Annotated in this window: 22 protein-coding genes; 13 read left to right on the top strand and 9 right to left on the bottom strand. The window is 69.1% G+C overall.

Annotated elements, in window-relative coordinates; genetic code table 11:
- Positions 1–116 precede the first annotated feature (116 nt).
- On the top strand, positions 117–602 hold the full coding sequence (locus QTH87_RS02365) for an acyltransferase (protein ID WP_286606542.1): 486 nt from the start codon (positions 117–119) through the stop codon (positions 600–602).
- A gap of 5 nt (positions 603–607) precedes the next feature.
- A complete protein-coding gene (locus QTH87_RS02360) occupies positions 608–1,441 on the top strand; it encodes a glycosyltransferase family 2 protein (protein ID WP_286606540.1) in 834 nt (277 codons plus the stop codon).
- Positions 1,442–1,492: 51 nt separating this feature from the next.
- Here QTH87_RS02360 and QTH87_RS02355 read toward each other — a convergent pair whose 3' ends face one another.
- Both QTH87_RS02355 and QTH87_RS02350 read right to left on the bottom strand, forming a co-directional pair.
- A complete protein-coding gene (locus QTH87_RS02355) occupies positions 1,493–2,809 on the bottom strand; it encodes a polysaccharide biosynthesis protein (protein ID WP_286606538.1) in 1,317 nt (438 codons plus the stop codon).
- Between the two features lie 136 nt (positions 2,810–2,945).
- Positions 2,946–3,716 carry a Crp/Fnr family transcriptional regulator gene (locus QTH87_RS02350; RefSeq protein WP_286606536.1) on the bottom strand — a complete coding sequence of 257 codons (771 nt, stop codon included), beginning with the start codon at positions 3,714–3,716 and terminating at the stop codon, positions 2,946–2,948.
- Between the two features lie 93 nt (positions 3,717–3,809).
- Here QTH87_RS02350 and QTH87_RS02345 point away from each other — a divergent pair, with 93 nt between their 5' ends.
- Positions 3,810–4,208 (top strand): BLUF domain-containing protein, encoded by a 399-nt coding sequence (locus QTH87_RS02345; protein WP_286606535.1) that lies wholly within the window; start codon positions 3,810–3,812, stop codon positions 4,206–4,208.
- Positions 4,209–4,235: 27 nt separating this feature from the next.
- Here QTH87_RS02345 and QTH87_RS02340 read toward each other — a convergent pair whose 3' ends face one another.
- The gene (locus tag QTH87_RS02340) at positions 4,236–4,553 is read right to left on the bottom strand and encodes a DUF2917 domain-containing protein (RefSeq protein WP_286606534.1); all 318 of its coding nucleotides are present in this window, start codon (positions 4,551–4,553) and stop codon (positions 4,236–4,238) included.
- A gap of 143 nt (positions 4,554–4,696) precedes the next feature.
- On the opposite strand from QTH87_RS02340, the gene QTH87_RS02335 reads away from it, so the two are divergent.
- A complete protein-coding gene (locus QTH87_RS02335) occupies positions 4,697–5,680 on the top strand; it encodes a LysR substrate-binding domain-containing protein (protein WP_286606533.1) in 984 nt (327 codons plus the stop codon).
- 130 nt (positions 5,681–5,810) lie between these two features.
- Here QTH87_RS02335 and QTH87_RS02330 read toward each other — a convergent pair whose 3' ends face one another.
- Positions 5,811–6,428, bottom strand: coding sequence for a 5-formyltetrahydrofolate cyclo-ligase (locus tag QTH87_RS02330; RefSeq protein ID WP_286606532.1), 618 nt, complete (start codon positions 6,426–6,428; stop codon positions 5,811–5,813).
- A 9-nt stretch (positions 6,429–6,437) separates the two neighbouring features.
- Between QTH87_RS02330 and QTH87_RS02325 the strand changes: the two genes are divergently transcribed.
- From QTH87_RS02325 to otsA, 8 genes are all read left to right on the top strand, one after another.
- Positions 6,438–8,459, top strand: coding sequence for a lytic transglycosylase domain-containing protein (locus QTH87_RS02325; protein WP_444812733.1), 2,022 nt, complete (start codon positions 6,438–6,440; stop codon positions 8,457–8,459).
- A 34-nt stretch (positions 8,460–8,493) separates the two neighbouring features.
- Positions 8,494–9,150, top strand: a complete 657-nt coding sequence (locus QTH87_RS02320; protein ID WP_286606531.1) for a mechanosensitive ion channel family protein — start codon at positions 8,494–8,496, stop codon at positions 9,148–9,150.
- Between the two features lie 88 nt (positions 9,151–9,238).
- Positions 9,239–9,832, top strand: a complete 594-nt coding sequence (locus tag QTH87_RS02315) for an MgtC/SapB family protein (RefSeq protein WP_286606530.1) — start codon at positions 9,239–9,241, stop codon at positions 9,830–9,832.
- Between the two features lie 85 nt (positions 9,833–9,917).
- Positions 9,918–10,601, top strand: a complete 684-nt coding sequence (locus QTH87_RS02310; RefSeq protein WP_286606529.1) for a glutathione S-transferase family protein — start codon at positions 9,918–9,920, stop codon at positions 10,599–10,601.
- A 39-nt stretch (positions 10,602–10,640) separates the two neighbouring features.
- The gene (locus QTH87_RS02305; RefSeq protein ID WP_286606528.1) at positions 10,641–11,906 is read left to right on the top strand and encodes a multifunctional CCA addition/repair protein; all 1,266 of its coding nucleotides are present in this window, start codon (positions 10,641–10,643) and stop codon (positions 11,904–11,906) included.
- A 91-nt stretch (positions 11,907–11,997) separates the two neighbouring features.
- Positions 11,998–12,783 carry a trehalose-phosphatase gene (gene otsB, locus QTH87_RS02300; RefSeq protein ID WP_286606526.1) on the top strand — a complete coding sequence of 262 codons (786 nt, stop codon included), beginning with the start codon at positions 11,998–12,000 and terminating at the stop codon, positions 12,781–12,783.
- Positions 12,780–14,705 carry a glycoside hydrolase family 15 protein gene (locus QTH87_RS02295; protein WP_286606524.1) on the top strand — a complete coding sequence of 642 codons (1,926 nt, stop codon included), beginning with the start codon at positions 12,780–12,782 and terminating at the stop codon, positions 14,703–14,705. The genes otsB and QTH87_RS02295 overlap by 4 nt, the downstream gene beginning before the upstream one ends.
- A 10-nt stretch (positions 14,706–14,715) precedes the next feature.
- Entirely contained in the window at positions 14,716–16,143 is a 1,428-nt protein-coding gene (gene otsA, locus QTH87_RS02290; RefSeq protein WP_286606521.1) for an alpha,alpha-trehalose-phosphate synthase (UDP-forming), read from the top strand.
- On the opposite strand, the gene QTH87_RS02285 is transcribed toward otsA, so the two are convergent.
- Positions 16,109–16,537, bottom strand: a complete 429-nt coding sequence (locus QTH87_RS02285; RefSeq protein WP_286606520.1) for an energy transducer TonB — start codon at positions 16,535–16,537, stop codon at positions 16,109–16,111. The two genes, otsA and QTH87_RS02285, sit on opposite strands and share 35 nt — an antisense overlap.
- Complete coding sequence (locus QTH87_RS02280) at positions 16,504–16,845, bottom strand: hypothetical protein (protein ID WP_286606519.1); 342 nt, start codon at positions 16,843–16,845, stop codon at positions 16,504–16,506. Before QTH87_RS02280 ends, QTH87_RS02285 begins: the two co-directional genes overlap by 34 nt.
- A gap of 199 nt (positions 16,846–17,044) precedes the next feature.
- Between QTH87_RS02280 and QTH87_RS02275 the strand changes: the two genes are divergently transcribed.
- Complete coding sequence (locus QTH87_RS02275; RefSeq protein ID WP_286606517.1) at positions 17,045–18,565, top strand: aminotransferase-like domain-containing protein; 1,521 nt, start codon at positions 17,045–17,047, stop codon at positions 18,563–18,565.
- On the opposite strand, the gene QTH87_RS02270 is transcribed toward QTH87_RS02275, so the two are convergent.
- Genes QTH87_RS02270 through hisN form a run of 3 tightly spaced genes read right to left on the bottom strand, consistent with a single transcriptional unit; the run spans position 18,538 to position 20,458 of the window.
- Positions 18,538–19,464, bottom strand: a complete 927-nt coding sequence (locus QTH87_RS02270) for an ROK family protein (RefSeq protein ID WP_286606515.1) — start codon at positions 19,462–19,464, stop codon at positions 18,538–18,540. The genes QTH87_RS02275 and QTH87_RS02270 overlap by 28 nt on opposite strands.
- A gap of 4 nt (positions 19,465–19,468) precedes the next feature.
- Complete coding sequence (locus QTH87_RS02265) at positions 19,469–19,663, bottom strand: DUF2905 domain-containing protein (protein ID WP_286368922.1); 195 nt, start codon at positions 19,661–19,663, stop codon at positions 19,469–19,471.
- Positions 19,664–19,672: 9 nt separating this feature from the next.
- A complete protein-coding gene (gene hisN, locus QTH87_RS02260; protein ID WP_286606513.1) occupies positions 19,673–20,458 on the bottom strand; it encodes a histidinol-phosphatase in 786 nt (261 codons plus the stop codon).
- Positions 20,459–20,461 lie beyond the last annotated feature (3 nt).

The raw sequence follows: 20,461 nt of genomic DNA, 5'->3' as shown, positions 1-20,461 counted from the left end.
CCGGGGGCTCGTCATGTGTCGGTCAGTAACGGTAATGCATAAGTTCCAACATAATGCAACAAAGCAACTCCCTACCACGAGCCCTGGATGTCAACCCGCCGCGGAATCGACCGAGGATGAAGATCGTTCATCGCGTTCTTTTAAAGCTCGGAACCCTGATCAAGGACGCCGAGCGAGCCTGGACCTTGTCGAACCTGCGCTCCTGTGGTTCGGGGGTCAGAATCGATCACCGCGTCTTCATCTGGGGCGCCGACCGCATGGACATAGGCAGCAACGTCGATATCAACGGCTACACGGTCGTGTATGCCGCGGGCGGCGTTCGCATCGGCAACAAGGTGTTGATCGGCGCGAATTGCGTCATCACGAGCGTCTCGCACCCCACCGAGGCGGCCGACCGGCAACAGCTTGTCTTTTCTCCGGTCGAGCTGCAGGAAAACTGCTGGCTGGGCGCCGGCACGATGGTCATGCCAGGCGTCACCATCGGGAGAAACTCGATCGTGGCCGCGGGCAGCGTGGTCACCAAGAATATTCCTGACAATTGCGTATTCGCCGGCATTCCGGCCAGGCTCGTGCGTCATCTCGATTCGACTCTTGAACAGTGAGCAACATGTATTCCATCGTCATTCCCACCTACAACCGCCACGCGGACCTCTACCGATGCCTCGACGGCCTGGCCGAGTATTTCTCGCCCGCATCGACCGGGCAGGCGCCCTTCACCGTCGAGGTGATCGTCTCCGACGACGCCCGGCAGAAGGAACTGCAGGCGTCTCTGGCCTCGAACTACCCATGGGTCCGCTATTTCGAGGGACCGAGCCGCGGGCCGGCCGCGAATCGCAACAACGGCGCGGCCCGCGCGACCGGCGACTGGCTCGTGTTCACGGACGACGACTGCATCCCCGGCAAGGGCTGGATCCACGAATTCCATGCCCACAGGCAGGAGGCGCCGGTGCTTGAGGGAAAGACCATCGCCGACCGGCCGCGCCAGCGCCTCGATGAGGAATCGCCGCTCAATTCGGGCGGATATCTGTGGTCCTGCAATTTCGCGATCGAAAAACCCCTTTTCGATTCGCTCGGGGGGTTCGACGAGAATTTCCCGTTTGCGGCCATGGAAGACATGGACCTCAAGAAGCGCATCGACGATGCCCCGGCAAAGATCGTCTACGTCCCCGAAGCGGTCATCGTTCATCCCTGGAGACGGTCGCGCGGCGTGTCCTTCTGGAACAAGCACCAGATGAGCGAGCTCTATTTCTGGAACAAGCACAAGACGCTCGCGCCGCCTTCGCTCTGGAAATACTACGCCTACATCGGCTTGCGATCTTTCATCAAGTCGACCATTCCAGGCGCGATCGAGTATCGAGGCCGCGGAATGAGCAATGCGATCGCGCACGATGCCTGGTTGTTCACGCAATCCCTCAAGTTCCTGATCCGACGACCCCGCTGAAGTCCCCATCGCGCCGGCGACCCGCGCCTCGCCTGGCTCGTCGGCTTGCGTTCAGGGACTCTGGTTGTCGGGCTGTGCCTCCCGCCGCCATTGTGGAAGCCGCAACGCCAGCAGCAGGTATTGAAAGCTGGCGTGGGCCAGCGCGCTCGCAATGTTGAAGCCGAGCGCAGCGTACAGGTCGGAAACGCCGAACTTCCATAGATAGAGTACCTGCACGACCACGATGAAGGCGACACCGTAGGCCTGGCTCGAAGTCGCGCCGCGAACCGTCAGTGTCTTGAAAGCCAGGCCCGAGGCGCTAGCCAGAATGGACGAAAGGAACACCATCCAGACGTAGGGCGCCATGGCACTGTACTGCTGCCCGAGCAGGATGATCCAGTACTGCGGCAGCACAATGGCCGAGAGTTCCATGAGGGCCATGGCCAGCAGGTAGACAGCGTGCACGCGGATCACCGTGGAAACCAGGGTCGGGCCTTCGGCAGACCGCGCGAGCATCGGAAACAGCAGGATGGCGGCGACCCGGTCGACCACCAGCAGCACCATGGCCAGCCGGCCGAAGGCGCCGAGTTCGGCGAGCATGTTCGAGGTGCCGAACAGCGACACCAGGAACAGCGTGATGACGCCCTGCACCTGGAAGAAGATCGCCGGCAGCACCAGGGGCTTCGCGACCTTGATCACCTGCTGGTCCACCCCCTTCGCATCCGCGGCATCGAGCCTGTAGTCGGCAATCTCGCGCGAGCGCAGCGCCCTGTTGTAGAGAATCACGGCGACGAAGCCGGCAGCTGCGGTGGCAGCCACGACGCCGGTCACCGACCAGGACGTGACCGGCAACAGGAGCACGCCGGCGATGAATGAAATCCGCACGATGTTCGACGTGAGGCCGATCCGATTCAGGGTCGAGATATGGCCCAGGATGACGAGCACCGTGTTGGCGTAGTGCTCCCTGAGGCCCAGCAGCGTGACCAGCAGTATCAGCGCCGAAGCGGCCACATAGCCGGGCCCGAACCATCCGTGCATGCGCGAGGCGTAGAACCAGTAGGGTCCCACGATGAAGATTCCGAAGCCCAGCAAGACCCAGCGCTTGCGGAACACTTGATGGCAGACACCCACGACCCAGGGCACCTCGCGGCTTCGCTGTCCGACGACCGGAAGGCAACAGTGGGACAGCCCCAGATCGGTCACGCCCAGCAACAGCGTCATGCAGGCCACGAGAAAGATGTAGGCGCCGTACTGCTCCTTCGGCAGCCAGTTGACGATCAGGAGACCGGCCACGCCGCTCATGACGACGGCGAAGGATTCGACGCCGCCGACCATGAGAATCTGACGCAGCCGGGCAAGAAGCTTCGCGGAAGAGGCAGCTTCGGTCATAGGGGAAGGGCGAGGAACAACGCCGGAAAGCGGGCGAGACCGCTTGCGACGGCGGGACAGGCCCCTACGATACGCGAATGCCGGCGTGGGCCGCCCCTACGGACGCCCGAGAAACCTCGTCTTCCAGCAATTTGCCTCAGATCAGCGGCGTCGGCAGCATCGGCCGTTCGAAATAGTCGCCCAGCGTTTCCAGTGCGTGCGGCTCGAGGATGCGCAGCCAGCCGCTGTCGAGCCGGTAGAGGCCGAGGCGCTGAAGTCGGCGCAAGGTCTTGTTGGTGTGGACCAGCGACAGTCCGAGCGCATCCGCGATGTGCTGCTGGTTGAACGGGAACTCGGCCCAGCCGTCACGCACCATGCCGGCCCGTTCGGCGCGGCGGTAGAGCTGCATCAGCAGCATCGCGACCCGTTCCTCCGCATTGCGCCGGCCGGCCGTGACGAGGTTGTCGTCGACCAGCTTCTCCTCGCGCGCGGCCAGCCAGGTGATGTGGTAGCCCAGCTTCGGACGCGCATGGAACAGATCCCACAGCGTGTCACGCTCGAAGGTGCACAGCGTGGTGCCGGTGACCGCCTCCACCCCGTGCGTGTGCCCGTCGGCGAACTCGTCCTGAAGGCCGATGAAGTCGCCCGGCAGCAGGAAGCTCAGGATCTGGCGCCGGCCGTCGCTGAGCGTCTTGTAGCGGAAGGCCCAGCCCGAATAGAGCGTGAAGAGCTGGTTCGAGGGCCGGTCTTCGGCAACGATCGCGCCGCCGGCGTCGACGACGCGGGTGCCACTGCGAAAGGCCTGGATGGTGTGGACCTCCTCCGCGCTCACCTGGAGAAACGCCGGGTTGGCGCGCAGCCGGCATTCCTCGCACGGATGGGCGCAGCGCGGCGGCGAGATCGGAGCCGGATAGTCCTCGAGTTTCACTTGAACACTATAGGGCTTGGCACTGTGTCATTTGACATTTTCGTGACGGATGCCGGCTTCTAAACTGCGCTCCCTCCCAGCTTCGCGCCACGCATGTCGGACCTTCACGAAATCCTCTACATCAGCCTTCTCGCCCCTGACCAGCCGACGCAGGTGGTGGGCCGCATCGTCGCCCAGGCGCGCGCGCGCAACGCCGCGAATGCCATCACGGGCCTGCTGGTGTTCGACGGCATGCGCTTCTGCCAGCATCTCGAGGGACCGCGCGATGCGGTGCAGGCGCTGCTGTCTCGGCTGCAGGCCGATCCGCGGCACGCCGCGCTCGAGGTGCTCCACCAGGGTGCCCTGACGCAGCGCCGCTACCAGCGATTCGAGATGGGCCTGGCCCAGGTCGAACACGACGATGACCACCTGGCCGGGATCGCCACCCTGCGTGCCGAGGAGGCATTGCAGTGCTTCCTGGCGCTGCGCCCGAGATTCGACATCTCGGGATAGGGCCTGCCGGCAGGCCCTCGCCGGGGCTCAGGCGCCGGCCGGATCCCAGCTGTAGGTGGCGCCGTTGCCGTCCCACGGTTCCATCACGATGCGCTCGCCGGCCGCGACCGCCAGCGATTCCCCGGGTGCCAGGACCAGGTCCTCGCTGCCCCAGTGCGCGGTGGCATCGCGCGTGACCCAGACCCGACCCTGCCGGATGCGCAGCAGGCTGGCGCTTTCGGCCCGGAGGCTCATGGCGTGGCCGGCATCGAGCTGCCAGGCACCGCGGCGCACGGCCGGCGGCACGGCAACCGGACGGGCCAGGGCGGCGGACGAAAGCGACGAAGAGGTGCAGACAGCGGACATGGTGGACTCCTGAGGTTTCCAAGGCGCAATGGCGCGCTTCGGGAATGAATGATCTTCCCGGGGCCGTTGGCAGTCCAATGAAAACGCGGTAGCCTAATGATTCCGGTTTCGCATCAATCCAGCGGCATCCAGTCGCCTTCGCCATGCTGCATTCCCAGACACACCTGCGCTCGCGGCCGATCTCGGTCGGACATCTGCGCGCCTTCGAGGCGGTCGCCCGGCATCTCAATTTCCGCGCCGCCGCCGAGGAGATGGCGCTCACCCAGTCGGCCGTCAGCCGCCAGATCCAGGCGCTCGAGGAAGAGGTCGGGCTTGGTCTCTTCCTGCGCCATACGCGTGCGGTCGAGCTCACGGGCGCCGGGGCGCAGCTGCTGCTCGCGGTGCAGCAGTCGCTGCCGCGCATCGACGGCGCGGTGCGCCAGATCCGCCAGAACGCGGGCCGCAAGAGCGTCGCGCTGACCACCTTCGCCTCCTTTGCCTCGATGTGGCTGATCCCGCGGCTGGAAGCCTTCCAGCGCGACAACCCCGAGATCGACATCCGCATCGACGCCAGCGACGTCGCGCTCGACCTCGATGTCGCCGACGTCGACATCGCGCTGCGCTATGGACCGCGCGAGACCATGCCGCCGGGCGCGCTGCGGCTGTTCGGCGAGACGATCACGCCGGTCGCGAGCCCCTGGCTGATCAAGAGCAACCCGCCGATCAGGACGCCGGCCGACATCGCCCGCTTCACGCTGATCGAGGCCGGCGATGCCCACCGGACGCACCTCGAATGGCTGACCTGGCGGCGGTGGTTCGAGGTCAACGACCTGGCGCGCGCGCAGCCGCGGCGCTGGCTCTACTTCAACTACGCCTACCAGATGGTGCAGGCCGCGCTGACCGGCCAGGGCATCGTGATGGCGCGCAGTTCGCTGATCGCCGAGAGCCTGGCCAACGGCGACCTTGTCGAGGTGCTGCCGGACCACCGCATGGATTCACCGATGTCCTACTGGCTGCTCACCGGCCCGCGCAGTGCGCCCCGGCCCGAGATCCAGGCCTTCTGCGAATGGCTGCAGGCACAGGCCGCCACCACGCGCGAGACCATCGGCGAAATCCCCGACGCCGACACTGTCGATCACATCGATTGAGTTTCCACCGGCCGGCGCAGCCCGGCCGACCTTCACGGAATCCCGCGAAAACCGGCTCCGCCGGGCCGCAGGGATTGCCCACCGGTCAGGGGGTGGGCGGCTACACGAAGTGAGCCAACGTGGGGGCGAGCTAACTCACCGGCCAGACGACGCCGTTGTCGTTCAATATGGCGTCGAGCGGCAGGTCGTGCGCCTCGTGCTCGAAGTCGTCGAGGAAGCCGTTCGTGAAGCCCAGCCCGACCGTGAAGGGCCGCGGCTCGAGCGCCGCCAGCGTGCGGTCGTAGAAGCCGCCGCCGTAGCCCAGCCGATAGCCGCCGGCGCTGTAGCCCAGGCAGGGCACGAACAGCAGCGTCGGCACGATCAGTTCGGTGTCCTTGGGCTTCGGGATGTCGAAGGCGTCGTTCTCCATCGGGCAGCCCGGGTACCAGGCGTGGAAGGTCAGGGTCTTGTGGACACGGTCGACCACCGGCAGACCGATGCGGCGGCGCTGGGTCTCGCCCTGCAGCTCGCCGTCTTCCTTCCAGCGGTGCAGCGCCGGCAGCGGATCGAATTCGCCCTTGATCGGCCAGTAGGCGCCGATCACGGTGTCGGGACGGCCGACCAGCCAGATCCGCATGACACGCTGCAACAGGTCGGCCCGCTGGAGGCGGTCGGGCATGCCGAGGCGCTGCTCGATCAGCGCAGCGCGCAGTTGTCCCTTGAGAAATGTGGCCGTTTGCGAGGTGTCGGCACCCTTTGACTTGTCCATAATCCCCCGATGCAGTTCGCAAGCATTTTGGCATCCGCACGACGCCTTCCCCGCCTCTCTTTTTCCACCTTCGCCTTTTCGCTCGCGCTGGCCGCTACGGCAATGCTGCAGCCGGTGCGCGCCCAGGGCGCCAGCGACGACGTCCTGCTGCAGATGAAGCAGGCCGCGCAGCGCGGCGACAAGGCGCGCCTGACGGCGCTGCTGCCGCAGGCCCGCGGCCATGTGCTCGAGCCCTGGGCTGCCTATTGGGAACTGAAGGCGCGTCTCGGCGAGGCCAGCCCGCAGGAGGTGCAGGATTTCCTCGCGCGCTATGCCGGCACCTACCAGGAAGACCGCCTGCGCAACGATTGGCTGCTGCTGACCGGCCAGCGCCGCGACTGGGACGGCTTCGCCACCCAGCACCCGGCCTTCCGCATGAACGACGACGCCCAGGTGCGCTGCTACGCGATCCTGGTCGACACCCTTCGCTCCGGCAATGTCACCCAGGCGCATGCCGAGGAGGTGCGCCGCAACTGGTTCGCCCAGCGCGAGCTCGACGACGGCTGTCTGACCGCCGCCGACCGCATGATCGGCGCCCGCATGATGTCGCCCAACGACGCCTGGAAGAAGGCCCGCCTCTCGATCGAGGCCAACCGCCCGCAGGCCGCGCGCGCCGCCGTGACGCTCGCCGCCCCCGATGCCATCCCGCTGTTCGACGAGATGAACGCCAGCCCGGCCAAGTTCCTGGCCGGACGCGCCACGGCGGTCGCCAAGTCGCGCCGCGAGCTCGTGGTGCTGGCGCTGATCAAGATGACCGTCGCCGACCCCGGCGTCGCCGCGGCACAACTCGAAGGCAAGTGGGACACCACGCTGTCGAACGAGGAGCGGAACTGGCTCTGGGGCGCGATCGGACGCCAGTTCGCGACCAAGCTGTCTCCGCTGGCCATGACCTACTTCGCCAACGTCACCAAGCTCGGCGACCTCAGCGACGACATGCTGGCCTGGAAGGCCCGCGCCGCGCTGCGCGCCGGCAGCTGGAAGGACGTCCAGGCCGCGGTCGACGCCATGAGCGACGTGCAGCAGCAGGATCCGACCTGGACCTACTGGAAGGCCCGGGCCCTGCTTGCAGGCGGCGGCGAGGAGCGCCGCGGCCAGGCCCGCATCCTGCTGGAAGGCATCGCCGGCACGCGCGGCTTCTACGAACTGCTGGCGCTCGAGGAACTGGGCCAGCGCGCCGCCGTGCCGACCCGGCCGGCGCCGCTCACGGCCGAGGAAAAGGCCGCCGCGCGCAGCAACCCTTCGCTCAACCGCGGGCTCTATGCGATCGCGATCGGGCTTCGTCCCGAAGGCACGCGCGAATGGAACTACGCCACCAACCTGCACGACAAGGGCGGCATGGACGACCGCGCGCTGCTGGCCGCGGCCGACCTGGCCTGCCAGCGCGAGGTCTGGGACCGCTGCATCAACACCAGCGAGCGCACCAAGGGCGTGATCGACATCGACCAGCGCTTCCCGATGCCCTTCCACGACACCGTGCTGCGCAAGAGCCAGGACATCGGCCTCGACCCGGCCTACGTCTACGGCTTGATCCGGCAGGAAAGCCGCTTCATCATGGACGCGCGCTCGGGTGTCGGCGCGTCCGGCCTGATGCAGGTCATGCCGGCCACCGCGCGCTGGACCGCCAAGAAGATCGGCATGGGCGACTTCACGCCCGGCATGATCAACGACCGCGACACCAACATCACGATCGGCACCAGCTACCTGAAGCTCGCGCTCGACGATTTCGACGGCTCGATGGCGCTGGCCGCCGCGGCCTACAACGCGGGCCCGGGCCGGCCGCGCAGCTGGCGCAACGGGCCCACCATGGACGCCGCCATCTGGGCCGAGAACGTGCCTTTCACCGAGACCCGCGACTACGTCAAGAAGGTGCTCGCGAACACCACCAACTATGCCGCCCTCATCAGCGGCCAGCCGCAGTCGCTGAAGTCGCGGCTCGGCACTGTGGGGCCGCGCAACGCGGCCGAGCCCGAGCCGAACAAGGACCTGCCCTGAACCGGATCTGCGCCGAGGCACGACGGACCGGCCCATGAAACGCTTCCTGCAGAACATCCACGACCAGCTTCCGCCCTGGGCGATCGAATGGCTCGAGGTCATCGTGCCGATGGCCCAGGTCCTGCTGATCCTGATCGCGGCCTGGGGGCTGTACCGCTTCGTGCGGCGGCTGATCCACCGCGCCACCACGGGCTACGTGCTGCCCGGCAATGCGGCGCTGATCACGCGCCGCGCGATCGGCTTCATCATCTACGGCGGCGCGCTGCTGTGGGCCCTGGAGCGGCTCGGCGTCTCGGGCGAGGTGCTCTGGACCGCCTTCACGAGCTTCGCGGCGGTCGGCGCCGTGGCCTTCTTCGCGGCCTGGAGCGTGCTGTCGAACATGTTCTGCGCGCTCTTGATCTACACCACACGCATGTTCTGGCCCGGCGACACCGTAGAGGTGCTCGAGAACGGCGAGAAACCCGGCCTGCGCGGCCGCGTGGTCGACATCAACCTGGTCTTCACCACGCTCGAGGAAAGCGGCAGCGCCCACGAGGGCACGACCCTGCGCGTGCCAAACAGCATGTTCTTCCAGCGCGTGGTGCGGCGCTGGCACGGCAGCGCGCCCGCGCTGCCCGAGCGCGTGGCCTCGTTTGCGCCGCCTGCAACCACGCCCGCGGCCGTGCCAGAGTCCGACGCCCCGCCGCGCTGAGCGGGCGCAAAAGTGCCGTCGTCCTACAGCCGCGGACTCGGCGCTGGCGCGACACTGCGCCCTCCCCGACTTCCCGACTCACTGCCGCATGGCCGCCTCCGAATCCGTCTGGGCCGCAACGGCCGACGTGCTCGCCTCCGAGTTCTCCGACGTTCCCGACGTCGCCCAGGTGGTGCGCATCCTCGTGCGTCTGCTGCTGGCCGCGATCCTCGGCTTCATGCTCGGCTTCGAACGCGAGCAGCAGGGCAAGGCCGCTGGCGTGCGCACCCACATGCTGGTGGCGATCGGGTCGGCGCTGTTCGTGTTCGTGCCGCAGCAGGCCGGCATCTCGCCGGCAGACATGAGCCGCGTCATCCAGGGCCTGGTGGCCGGTGTCGGCTTCCTGTGCGCAGGCACCATCCTCAAGCAGGGCAAGGACGAGCAGCAGGTGCAGGGCCTCACGACCGCGGCCGGCCTGTGGATGACCGCCGCGATCGGCATGGCCTGCGGCCTAGGGCGCGAGCTGACCGCGGTGATCAGCGCGCTGCTGGCGCTCGCGGTGCTCTCGCTGGTACCGCGGCTGGTGGCGCTGATCGAGCGCGTGATCGGACCTCCGGCGGCAGGCGCGCCCGCGCGTGTGATCGCCTCGGCCAGCGAGGCGCCGAGCGAAGCCGGCGATCCTGCCAAGTCGCGCGACGTCTGAGCATCCATCGGGCTCCCCGATCGCTTCGATCGCGCCGTGGCTCGCGGCTACGATAAGCGGCTGCACTCAATCCGGAGAACCCGCCATGCTCAAGCTCTACGTCGGCAACAAGAACTACTCGTCCTGGTCGATGCGCCCCTGGGTGCTCATGAAGCAGGCCGGCATCCCGTTCGAGCAGGTCACGGTGCGCTTCGACTCCTTCGACGCCGGCTCGCAGTTCAAGAACGCGATCGGCGCGCTCAACCCGGTCGCCAAGGTGCCGGTGCTGGTCGACGGGCCGCTGGTGGTCTGGGACACCCTGGCCATCGCCGAATACCTGGCCGAGCGCTTTCCGGAGAAGAAGCTGTGGCCAGACGGCGTGGCCGAGCGGGCGCGGGCGCGCAGCGTCTGCGCCGAGATGCACTCGGGCTTCGGCGGCCTGCGCGGCCACTGCGGCATGAACATCGAAGCCTCTCTGCCCGAGGTCGGTGCGCGCCTGCTGCGCGAACAGCCGGAAGTCGCGAGCGACCTCGCGCGCATCGTCGGCATGTGGAGCGACCTGCTCGCGCAGCACGGCGGACCGATGCTGTTCGGCGACTTCGGCATCGCCGATGCCTACTTCGCGCCCATCGGCACGCGCATCAGGACCTACGGACTGCCGGTGCCGGCCGCGCTCACCGCCTACATCGAGCGCGTGCAGGCGCTGCCGGGCGTCAAGGCCTGGATCGACGACGCCCTGGCCGAGCAGGACTTCCTGCCCTTCGAGGAGCCCTACCGCAGCGGCCGCTGAGCGCGCGGCCGGCCGGCCCGGGCCACTAGACTCGCGGGCATGCAAACCTTCCTCGTCGGCGGCGCGATCCGCGATGCGCTGCTCGGGCGCGAGGGCAGCGACCGCGACTGGGTGGTGGTCGGCGCCACGCCCGAGCAGATGACCGCGCGCGGCTTCCTGCCGGTGGGACGCGACTTCCCGGTGTTCCTGCACCCCGAGACGCGCGAGGAGTACGCGCTGGCGCGCACCGAGCGCAAGAGCGCGCCGGGCTACCGCGGCTTCGTGATCCATGCGGCGCCCGACGTCACGCTCGAGCAGGACCTGGCGCGGCGCGACCTCACGATCAATGCCATCGCGCTGCCGGCCGAACGCGTCGGCGGCGCTGGCGGCATCGCGTCCGAGGCCGGGGCGCTGATCGACCCCTTCCACGGCCGGCGCGACCTGCAGGACAAGCGCCTGCGCCACGTCACCGCGGCCTTCCGCGAAGACCCGGTGCGGATCCTGCGCGTGGCCCGCTTCGCGGCACGCTTTGCCGACTTCGAAGTCGCGCCCGAGACGCTGGCGCTGATGCGCGAGATGGTGGCGGCCGGCGAGGTCGATGCGCTGGTGCCCGAAAGGGTCTGGCAGGAGCTCGCGCGCGGCCTCATGGAAGGCCGGCCGTCCCGCATGTTCGAGCTGCTGCGCGAATGCGGCGCGCTCGCCGTGCTGCTGCCCGAGGTCGACCGCCTGTGGGGCGTGCCGCAGCCCGCCGCCCACCACCCCGAGATCGACACCGGCACGCATCTGATGATGGTGCTGGACATGGCGGCGCAGCTGGCCGCGCCGCTCGGCGTGCGCTTTGCCTGCCTGGTGCACGACCTCGGCAAGGGCACGACGCCGGCCGAGCTGCTGCCGCGCCACATCGGCCACGAGCAGCGCAGCGCGAAGCTGCTGCGCGCGGTCTGCGATCGCTGGCGCGTGCCGGTCGAGGTGCGAGAACTGGCGGACACCGTGGCGCGCGAGCACGGCAACATCCATCGCAGCGGCGACCTGAACGCGGCGTCCGTGGTGCGCCTGCTCGAACGCTGCGACGCCTTCCGAAAGCCCGAGCGCTTCGACGAGGTGCTGCTCGCCTGCGAATGCGACGCCCGCGGCCGCCTGGGCCTCGAGGGCTCGGCCTATCCGCAGCGCGCGCGCCTGGCGTCCGCACTGGCCGCCGCGCGCGCAGTGGCCACCGAGCCGATCGCGCGCGCTGCCCAGGCCGCCGGTGCCACCGGGCCGAAGATCGGCGAGGCGATCGCGCGCGCGCGGGTCGAGGCCGTGGCGGCGGCGCTGGCCGGCGCCTGACCGACGCCGCGAGCGCCACAGGCCCGTCGGTTTCGTTTGGCGACATTGGCCGACGCGCCGCGCGGCGCGAGTCTGCTATGGTTTTCCCTCCATGCAGACGCCCCCCCGACTCGGCCGCGACGCCGCCCTCTTCCTCGACTTCGACGGCACCCTGGTCGACATCGCCGAAACACCCGAAGCAGTGCACGTGCCTTCCGCCATGGTGGCGCTGCTCAGCGACCTGCGCGACCAGCTCGGCGGTGCGCTGGCGGTGGTTTCGGGCCGGCAGATCGACGTGCTCGACCGTTTCCTGGCGCCGCTGCGGCTGCCAGCCGCGGGCGAGCACGGCGTTCAGCGCCGCGATGCCGAAGGCCACATGCAGGAGCAGCGCGCGCCCGACCTGCGCGAGGTGTTCGACACCGCCAACGAGCTCGCGCGCGTGCACGAGGGCCTGCTGGTGGAGCGCAAGCACGCCGCCATCGCATTGCACTACCGGCTCGCGCCGCAGCTCGAGGCGGTCTGCCGCGACGCCATGTCGCGCGTCATCCTCGACCAGCCGCAGCTCGAGCTGATGCACGGCAAGTTCGTTTTCGAGGTCAAGCCGGCGGGCATCCACAAGGGCGTGGCCATCGCTGCCTTCATGACCGAGGCGCCGTTCGCGGGCCGCGTGCCGGTGTTCGCCGGCGACGACACCACCGACGAGAACGGCTTCGCGGTGGTGCAGCCGCGCGGCGGCATCGCGATCAAGGTCGGCTCGGGCCCGAGCCAGGCGCTGCACCGGCTCGACTCGCCGCGCGCGGTGTTCGAGTGGCTGGTGGCGGCTCGCGACCAGCTCGTGCAGCGCGACGCGCCAGAGGCACCCAAAGAACCAGAAGCTCCGAGGAGCACCGAAGAATGAGCATTTCGAACGAAGGCACGGCCGCCGAGGCGCGCGCCGGCGACGCCCTGGCCGCCGCGGGCGTGGCCGATCCGCTCGCCGTGCCGGACTCGCAGCAGGCGCACGAAGCCGGTGCCACCCACGGCGCATTCGGGCCACCTGCCGCCGCCTCGCTCGACGTCGGCGTGATCGGCAACTGCGCCTACAGCGCCCTCGTCGATCCGCGCGGCCGCGTGGTCTGGTGCTGCCTGCCGCGCTTCGACGGTGATCCGGTCTTCAATGCGCTGCTCGACCCCGACGAGGACGCCAGCGCCTGGGGCATCGAGATCGAGGACTTCGCATCGTCGAAGCAGTGGTACGAGCCGAACACCGCGGTGCTGCGCACGCAGCTCTTCGACAGCAGCGGCCAGGGCATCGAGATCACCGACCTGGCGCCGCGCTTTCACAGCCGTTCGCGCTATTTCCGGCCGCTCACGCTGGTGCGCAGGGTCAAGCCGATCAAGGGCACGCCGCGCATCCGCGTGTCGCTGGCACCGCGCTTCAACTGGGGGGCGCTGGCGCCCACGATCACGCGTGGCAGCAACCACATCCGCTACGTCGGCCCCGAGTTCACGCTGCGCCTGAATACCGACGCCTCGGTGTCGCACATCCTCTCGCGCCAGCCCTTCGTGCTCTCGCGCGAGCACAACTTCGTGCTCGGCGCCGACGAGACCCTGACCGACGGCATCGCCGACACCGCTCGCCATTTCGAGCAGGAGACCATCGCCTACTGGCGCACCTGGAGCAAGCGGCTGGCGATTCCGTTCGAATACCAGGACGCGGTGATCCGCGCCGCGATCACGCTCAAGCTCTCGCTCTACGAGGACACCGGCGCGATCGTCGCCGCGATGACCACCAGCATCCCCGAGGCACCGGGCAGCCAGCGCAACTGGGACTACCGCTACTGCTGGCTGCGCGACGCCTTCTTCGTGGTGCGCGCACTCAACAGCCTGTCCGAGGTCGGCACGATGGAGGACTACCTGCGCTGGCTGTCGAACGTGGTGATCGGCTCGCACGGCGAGCACATCCAGCCGCTCTACGGCATCGGGCTCGAGCGCGAGCTGCCGGAATCCTTCGTCGAAGGCCTCGGCGGCTACCGCGGCATGGGCCCGGTGCGCGTGGGCAACCAGGCACAGGAGCATTTCCAGCACGACGTCTACGGAAACATCGTGCTCGGTGCCGCCCAGTCCTTCCACGACCACCGGCTGCTGAGCCGGGCCGGCGTTAACGAGTTCCCGTACCTCGAGGCGGTCGGCGAGCAGGCGATCCGCGTCTACGGCACGCCCGACGCCGGCATGTGGGAGCTGCGCACGCGCGCCCGCGTCCACACCAGCTCGGCGCTCATGAGCTGGGCCGCCTGCGACCGTCTCGCGAAGATCGCGCGGGCGCTGAACCTGCCCGAGCGCGCCGCCTACTGGCACGGCCACTCGTCGCGCATGCGCGAGGAAATCCTCGCCAAGTCGTGGTGCGAGGAGCGCCAGGCCTTTGCCGAGAGCTTCGGCGGCCACGAGCTCGATGCCAGCGTGCTGCTGATGGTCGAGGTCGGCCTGATCGACGCGCGCGATCCGCGCTTCATCTCGACCGTGGAGGCGATGGAGAAGTCGCTCTGCGACGGCCCCTACATGCGCCGCTACGAGGCGGCGGACGATTTCGGCAAGCCCGAGACCGCCTTCAACATCTGCACCTTCTGGCGCATCGACGCGCTGGCCAAGATCGGCCGCAAGGCCGAGGCGCGGCAGATCTTCGAGACCATGCTGGCGGCACGCAATCCGCTTGGCCTGCTGTCCGAGGACACCCACCCCGAGACCGGCGAGATGTGGGGCAACTTCCCGCAGACCTATTCGATGGTCGGCATCATCAACGCGGCGGTGCGCCTGTCGGCGCCATGGGATTCGTGCATATGAGGGCGTCTCGATGAGCCGGCTGGTGGTGGTGTCCAACCGCCTGGCCGATCCGCGCAAGCCCGCCGCGGGCGGCCTCGCGGTGGCATTGGGCGAGAGCCTGCAGCAGAGCGGCGGCCTCTGGTTCGGCTGGAGCGGCACGATCGTCGAGCAGGGCCCGACCGGCGAAGGCGAACTGCGCCAGCAGCAGGCCGGCAAGGTGACGCTGGCCACCATCGACCTTTCGCGCGAGGACCACGACAGCTACTACCTGGGCTACAGCAACGACGTGCTCTGGCCGGTGTTCCACAACCGGCTCGACCTCGCGCACTTCGATGCCGGCTTCATCGGCGGCTACCGGCGCGTGAACCAGCTGTTCGCGCGCAAGCTGATGCCGCTGCTCCAGCCCGACGACATCATCTGGGTGCACGACTATCACCTGATCCCGCTGGCGGCCGAGCTGCGCGCGATGGGCTGCAAGCAGCGCATCGGCTTCTTCCTGCACATCCCGCTGCCGCCGCAGATCATCATCGCCGCGATCCCGCAGCACGAATGGCTCATGCGCTCGCTGTTCGCGTACGACCTGATTGGCTTCCAGGCCCAGCAGGACGTGCAGCACTTCGAGCACTACGTGCGCAACGAAGCGCACGGCGAGATGCTCGGCGATCACCTGTACCGCGCCTACGGCCAGACCGTGCGCTGCGACGCCTTCCCGATCGGCATCGACGTCGACGAGTTCGCGGCGCTCACGCATGCGAAGGAAGCGCGCGACATGTACGAGACCATGAAGCGCGAATACTCGAGCCGGCGGCTGCTGCTGGGCATCGACCGGCTCGACTATTCGAAAGGCATCCCGCAGCGCGTGCGGGCCTTTCGCGAACTGCTCGCCAACTATCCGGAGAACCGCCGCAGCGCGACCCTGATCCAGATCGCCTCGCCCACGCGGGAGACGGTCGATGCCTACGGCGACATCCGGCGCGAGCTCGAGTCGCTGTGCGGCGCGATCAACGGCGACTACGGCGAACTCGACTGGATGCCGGTGCGCTACATCCACCGCATGGTGGCGCGCAAGCGCGTGCCGGGGCTGTGCCGCGCCGCCGCGGTCGGGCTGGTGACGCCGCTGCGCGACGGCATGAACCTGGTCGCCAAGGAATACATCGCGGCGCAGGATCCGGCCGACCCCGGCGTGCTCGTGCTGTCGCGCTTCGCGGGTGCGGCCGAGCAGCTCAAGGAAGCGCTGCTGGTGAATCCCTACGACACCCACGGCACGGCCGAGACCGTGCAGCAGGCGCTTCAGATGCCGCTCGAGGAGCGGCGCGAGCGGCACCAGAAGCTGCTGGCGCGGATCCGCGAGCAGGACGTGCACTGGTGGCGCGACGGCTTCCTGCAGGCGCTGCGCGAAGCCCACGGCGGGCGCGAGGCGGACGCTACTTCATCTCTGCGTTCACCGCCCCGAGCCTGAAGCTGATCGGCACCTCGCGCCACGTGACGGTGCCGTCCTGCGGCAGCGGCTTGAACTGCCAGCGGCGCACAGCCTCGACCGCGGCCTGGTCGAGGCGCACGAAGCCGCTCGACTTCTGCACCTCGACCCGCGTCGGCCGGCCGTCGGCACCGGTAAGCACGCGCAGCAGGACCGTGCCCTGCTCGTTGTTCATCTTCGATTCCGACGGATACGGTGCCGGCAGGTTCGGCGTGGCCGGCTTCCAGTCGGCGGTCTCGCCGGGGCCGACCACCGGTGCGTTGCTCGCGCAGGCCGCGACGAACAGCGCCGCGAGCAGCGGCAGGACGAGGCGCGCCGGGCGAAGGCGCACCGAGGCGGGGGTCAGCGAGGAACGAGGGGCGGCAGGTCGGGCCATGGGCAGTCCTTTGTCTTTCGGGCTTCGCCGATGCGAAGCCAGCGCAGTATAGGAAGCCACGGCCGCGCCGCCGCGGGCCGGACCGCCGGCAGCGCCACCACCTGCGCGGCCCCCGAGGCCGAGATCTCGATCCAGCCGCCGCGCTCGCTGACCCAGGCCTCGCCTTCGTTCAGGACGGTCCTGCCGCTGACCATCGATTCGCCCAGCCAGACGGGCGACGGCCGCACGCTGACGCTGCCCTGCGTGACGACGACGGCGCTGCCGGCCTCAACCGCGGTGCGCAGCACCTGGCCCGCAAGCAGGGGCATGGGGGATGGAAGGTCGCTCTTCATGGGATACCTCTCTTGGCTGTGGGATGGCTTCATCGTAGGCAGCCGCCTGCCGCAAAAACAGGCACAGCAAGCCGCATTCGGAAGCGCAGCAGATGCCGAAAAGCGTCATCTGTTATGGTCCCTTCTGCCCGATCTGCATCTGTATTCGATGCGCCCGAAGGCGCAGCATTCGCGCATGGATTCCCCACCGCTCTATCGCCGACTGGCCGATCACTACCTGGCCGCGATCCGCGCCGGCACGCTCGAGCCCGGCGACAAGCTGCCTTCGCTGCGCAGCCTCATGCGGCTGCACGACATCAGCCTCTCGACCGCGCTGCAGCTGTGCCGCGCGATGGAAAGCGAAGGCTTCGTCGAGGCCCGGGACCGCGCCGGCTACTTCGTGCGGCGGCCGCGCCGGCTCGCGATCGCGCCGATGGAGGAGCCGGCCGCCGGCGTGGCACCCGATCCGGCCCAGTTCGTCGGCATCCACGCGCGGGTGTCGGACTTCGTCACGCGCCGGCGCCAGGTCGACATCGCGGTCGATTTCTCGACCGCGCGCGGCAGCCCGGCGCTCTATCCGGCGCAGGCGTTGCGTGCGGGCATGATGCGGCTGCTGCGCCGCCAGCCCGAGCTGCTGACCACCGCGTCGCCTTCGCGCAGCCGCACGCCGCTGCGCGAAGCGGCGGCACGGCGCGGCCTGCGGGTGGGCATGACGCTCTCGCCCGACGAGGTGCTGGTGACCAACGGCTGCATCGAGGCGCTGAATCTCGCGCTGCGCGCGGTGGCCCAGCCCGGCGATACGGTGGCGGTCGAGTCGCCGACCTTCTACGGCCTGCTGCAGGTGCTCGAGAGCCTGGGCATGCGGGCGCTCGAGATCCCGACCAGCCCGCAGACCGGCCTGTCGGTCGAGGCGCTCGAGATGGCGATCGAGGCCTACGGCCGCAGCATCAAGGCGGTGGTGGTGGTGCCGCATCTGCAGAACCCGCTCGGCAGCGTCATGCCCGACAGCCACAAGGAGCGCCTCGTGGCGCTGTGCGAGCGGCACGCGATCGCGCTGATCGAGGACGACACCTACAGCGAACTGCTCGACTGCGAGACGCCGCCGCGCGCGATCAAGTCATGGGACGCGAGCGGCAACGTGATCCATTGCGCCTCGCTGCACAAGATCCTGGCGCCGGGCCTGCGACTGGGCTGGATCTCGGCCGGACGCTGGCACGGGCGCGTCGAAATGCTCAAGTACGCGCAGACGCGCAGCAACGAGGAGCTGGGCCAGTGGGCAGCCGGCGAGTTCATGAACACCGGCGCCTACGACCGCCACCTGCGGCGGCTGCGCGAGCAGCTGCGCCAGCAGCGCGAGCGCACCGCGGACGCGATCGCCGCGCATTTCCCGTCCGGCACCCGGCTCAACCTGCCGCCAGGCGGGCTGCAGCTGTGGGTGGAACTGCCCGACCGGCTGTCGTCGGCCACGGTCTTCGATTCGGCGCTGCAGGAGCGGATCCTGGTCGCGCCCGGCACGCTGTTCTCGAACTCGTCGCGCTTCGATCACTGCCTGCGCATCAACTGCGGCTGGCCCTTCGAGACGAAGGTCGAGGCCGCGCTGCGGCGGCTCGGCGAAATCGTCTGCGAGGCGGCCGGCGGCACAGGCACCAGGGCGCCCCAAGCCGAGGCCGGAGCGACCCGGAGGCGGCTTCAGTCGACCAGCGCGAGCGCGGCGTAGTCGCCGACCCGATCGCCGAGGCCGGCCGCCACCAGCAGGCTCCCGCGCGTCAGGGCTGCGAGCCGGCCGTCGATCTCGGCCTGCAGCCGTGGAAGCAGGAAATCGCGGTTGTGCCAGAACACGCTGCCCCCGAGGCTGATGCGCTGCAGGTCGAGCGTGACCACCAGGTTGTAGAGCATCCGCCCCATCACGCGGCAGAGCGCGTCGGTGGTGGCGATTGCCTCGGCATCGCCGCGCGCCGCGGCCGCGAACAGATCGGCCGCGGGCTGGCCGAACCGGCGCGCCACCGCATTGCCCGCGACCAGGCCCTCGACGTCGCCGTGGTTGCCGCAGCCGCACAGCGCCTGCGGGTCGTCGTCGCTCACGAAACTGTGACCCGCATGGCCGGCATTGCCGTTCTTGCCGTGCAGCACGTGGCCGTCGACACACAGGCCGATGCCGACGCCGGTGCTCCAGGTGACGTAGGCGCAATGGTCGAGGCCCTGCAGCGCGCCCCAGCGGCGCTCGGCCTCGAGCGCGGCGATGGCGTCGTTCTCGACCCGCACGCGCGCGAAGCGCCGGCGCAGCGGCGCCTCGATCACGGCGGTCATCCAGTCGTTGGGCAGGCCGCGCGCCGGGCCTGCAATGCCGCCGCAGATGTTGGGCGCGGCCAGTTCCACCATGCCGTCGTGCAGCTCGAAGGGCCCGGCCGACGAGACGCCGATGCAGTCGATCGTGGCCGGGTCGATGCCCTGCTCGGCACAGACCTCGTCGACCAGCCGCAGGATCTGCAGGCCGACCGCGTCATTGCTGCCGGTCTTGGCGGTGGGTTCGCTGCGGCGGCCCAGCAGCGGCGCCCCATCGGCAGCGGAAAGGCTCACGGCGACCTTGGTGCCGCCGACATCCACACAGGCTCTCATCGAATCAGATCCATCGCGCGACCAGGGCCGCGATCATGCTCAACAACACCGTGCTGGCGATCGGCAGCTGCCAGTCGCGGCCGAAGGCACGGAACTCGAAATCGCCGGGCAGCCGCCCGAAGCCGAAGCGCCGCAGCCAGGCCGTGAGTCCGCTCATGAGCACCAGCGCGAGGACGACGACGATCAGCCAGCGAATCATCGACGCAGTTTAGCCCTGCGCCAGCAATGCGAGCGCCTCGCGGTGCAGCTCTGGCGTGGCGGCGGCGATCACGCGGCCGTCCGACTCGAGGCCGAGCGGACGGCCTTCCCAGTCGGTGACGATGCCGCCCGCGGCCTCGATCAGGCCCGTGGGCCCGAGGTAGTCGTAGGGCTGCAGGCCGGTCTCGACCACCAGGTCGATGGTGCCGCCGGCGAGCTGCGCGTAGCCGTAGCAGTCGCCGCCGAAGCGGCGCATCGCGCAGCGCCGGCTCAGGCGATCGAAGGCCTGCCAGTCGGCGGCAGCGAAGATGTCCGGCGAGGTGGTCACGATGCGCGCCTCGGCGACGCGGGTGCACCGGCTGGCGGACACCGGCTGCCCGTTGCGCTGCGCGCCCGCGCCGGCCTGGCCGACCCAGCGCTCGCCGAGCACCGGCATGTCGACCATGCCGAGCGCGACCCGGCCGTCCCGCAGCAGTCCGATCAGCGTGCCCCACAGGGGCGAGCCGGTGATGAAGCTGCGCGTGCCGTCGATCGGATCGAGCACCCAGATGCGCTCGGCATCGAGACGCTCGCGGCCGTGCTCCTCGCCATAGATGCCGTCGCTCGCGCGCTCGGCGCCGAGGATCTCGCGCATCGCGGTCTCGGCCGCGCGGTCGGCCTGCGTGACCGGGCTCTCGTCGGCCTTGGCGATGATGTCGAGCGGCGTGCGGAACAGCCGCAGCGAATGCGAGGCGGCCGCGTCGGCCAGTGCATGGGCGACGCGCAGGTCGTCGGCAGGCGTGAAGGTCGAAGTCATGCG

It is taken from the genome of Variovorax jilinensis (assembly GCF_030316885.1).
In the GTDB taxonomy this organism is placed as follows: Bacteria; Pseudomonadota; Gammaproteobacteria; order Burkholderiales; family Burkholderiaceae_C; genus Variovorax; species Variovorax jilinensis.
This window is presented reverse-complemented; position numbering and strand designations above follow the sequence as displayed.

Coding starts and splice junctions, on each gene's coding strand:
- QTH87_RS02325 (WP_444812733.1), top strand. CDS start 6,438: ATGCAGTTCGCAAGCATTTTGGCATCCGCACGACGCCTTCCCCGCCTC.
- QTH87_RS02355 (WP_286606538.1), bottom strand. CDS start 2,809: ATGACCGAAGCTGCCTCTTCCGCGAAGCTTCTTGCCCGGCTGCGTCAG.
- QTH87_RS02315 (WP_286606530.1), top strand. CDS start 9,239: ATGGCCGCCTCCGAATCCGTCTGGGCCGCAACGGCCGACGTGCTCGCC.
- otsB (WP_286606526.1), top strand. CDS start 11,998: ATGCAGACGCCCCCCCGACTCGGCCGCGACGCCGCCCTCTTCCTCGAC.
- QTH87_RS02330 (WP_286606532.1), bottom strand. CDS start 6,428: ATGGACAAGTCAAAGGGTGCCGACACCTCGCAAACGGCCACATTTCTC.
- QTH87_RS02360 (WP_286606540.1), top strand. CDS start 608: ATGTATTCCATCGTCATTCCCACCTACAACCGCCACGCGGACCTCTAC.
- QTH87_RS02365 (WP_286606542.1), top strand. CDS start 117: ATGAAGATCGTTCATCGCGTTCTTTTAAAGCTCGGAACCCTGATCAAG.
- QTH87_RS02285 (WP_286606520.1), bottom strand. CDS start 16,537: ATGGCCCGACCTGCCGCCCCTCGTTCCTCGCTGACCCCCGCCTCGGTG.
- QTH87_RS02270 (WP_286606515.1), bottom strand. CDS start 19,464: ATGAGAGCCTGTGTGGATGTCGGCGGCACCAAGGTCGCCGTGAGCCTT.
- QTH87_RS02320 (WP_286606531.1), top strand. CDS start 8,494: ATGAAACGCTTCCTGCAGAACATCCACGACCAGCTTCCGCCCTGGGCG.
- QTH87_RS02275 (WP_286606517.1), top strand. CDS start 17,045: ATGGATTCCCCACCGCTCTATCGCCGACTGGCCGATCACTACCTGGCC.
- QTH87_RS02310 (WP_286606529.1), top strand. CDS start 9,918: ATGCTCAAGCTCTACGTCGGCAACAAGAACTACTCGTCCTGGTCGATG.
- QTH87_RS02295 (WP_286606524.1), top strand. CDS start 12,780: ATGAGCATTTCGAACGAAGGCACGGCCGCCGAGGCGCGCGCCGGCGAC.
- QTH87_RS02305 (WP_286606528.1), top strand. CDS start 10,641: ATGCAAACCTTCCTCGTCGGCGGCGCGATCCGCGATGCGCTGCTCGGG.
- QTH87_RS02345 (WP_286606535.1), top strand. CDS start 3,810: ATGTCGGACCTTCACGAAATCCTCTACATCAGCCTTCTCGCCCCTGAC.
- QTH87_RS02335 (WP_286606533.1), top strand. CDS start 4,697: ATGCTGCATTCCCAGACACACCTGCGCTCGCGGCCGATCTCGGTCGGA.
- QTH87_RS02340 (WP_286606534.1), bottom strand. CDS start 4,553: ATGTCCGCTGTCTGCACCTCTTCGTCGCTTTCGTCCGCCGCCCTGGCC.
- QTH87_RS02280 (WP_286606519.1), bottom strand. CDS start 16,845: ATGCCCCTGCTTGCGGGCCAGGTGCTGCGCACCGCGGTTGAGGCCGGC.
- QTH87_RS02265 (WP_286368922.1), bottom strand. CDS start 19,663: ATGATTCGCTGGCTGATCGTCGTCGTCCTCGCGCTGGTGCTCATGAGC.
- otsA (WP_286606521.1), top strand. CDS start 14,716: ATGAGCCGGCTGGTGGTGGTGTCCAACCGCCTGGCCGATCCGCGCAAG.
- hisN (WP_286606513.1), bottom strand. CDS start 20,458: ATGACTTCGACCTTCACGCCTGCCGACGACCTGCGCGTCGCCCATGCA.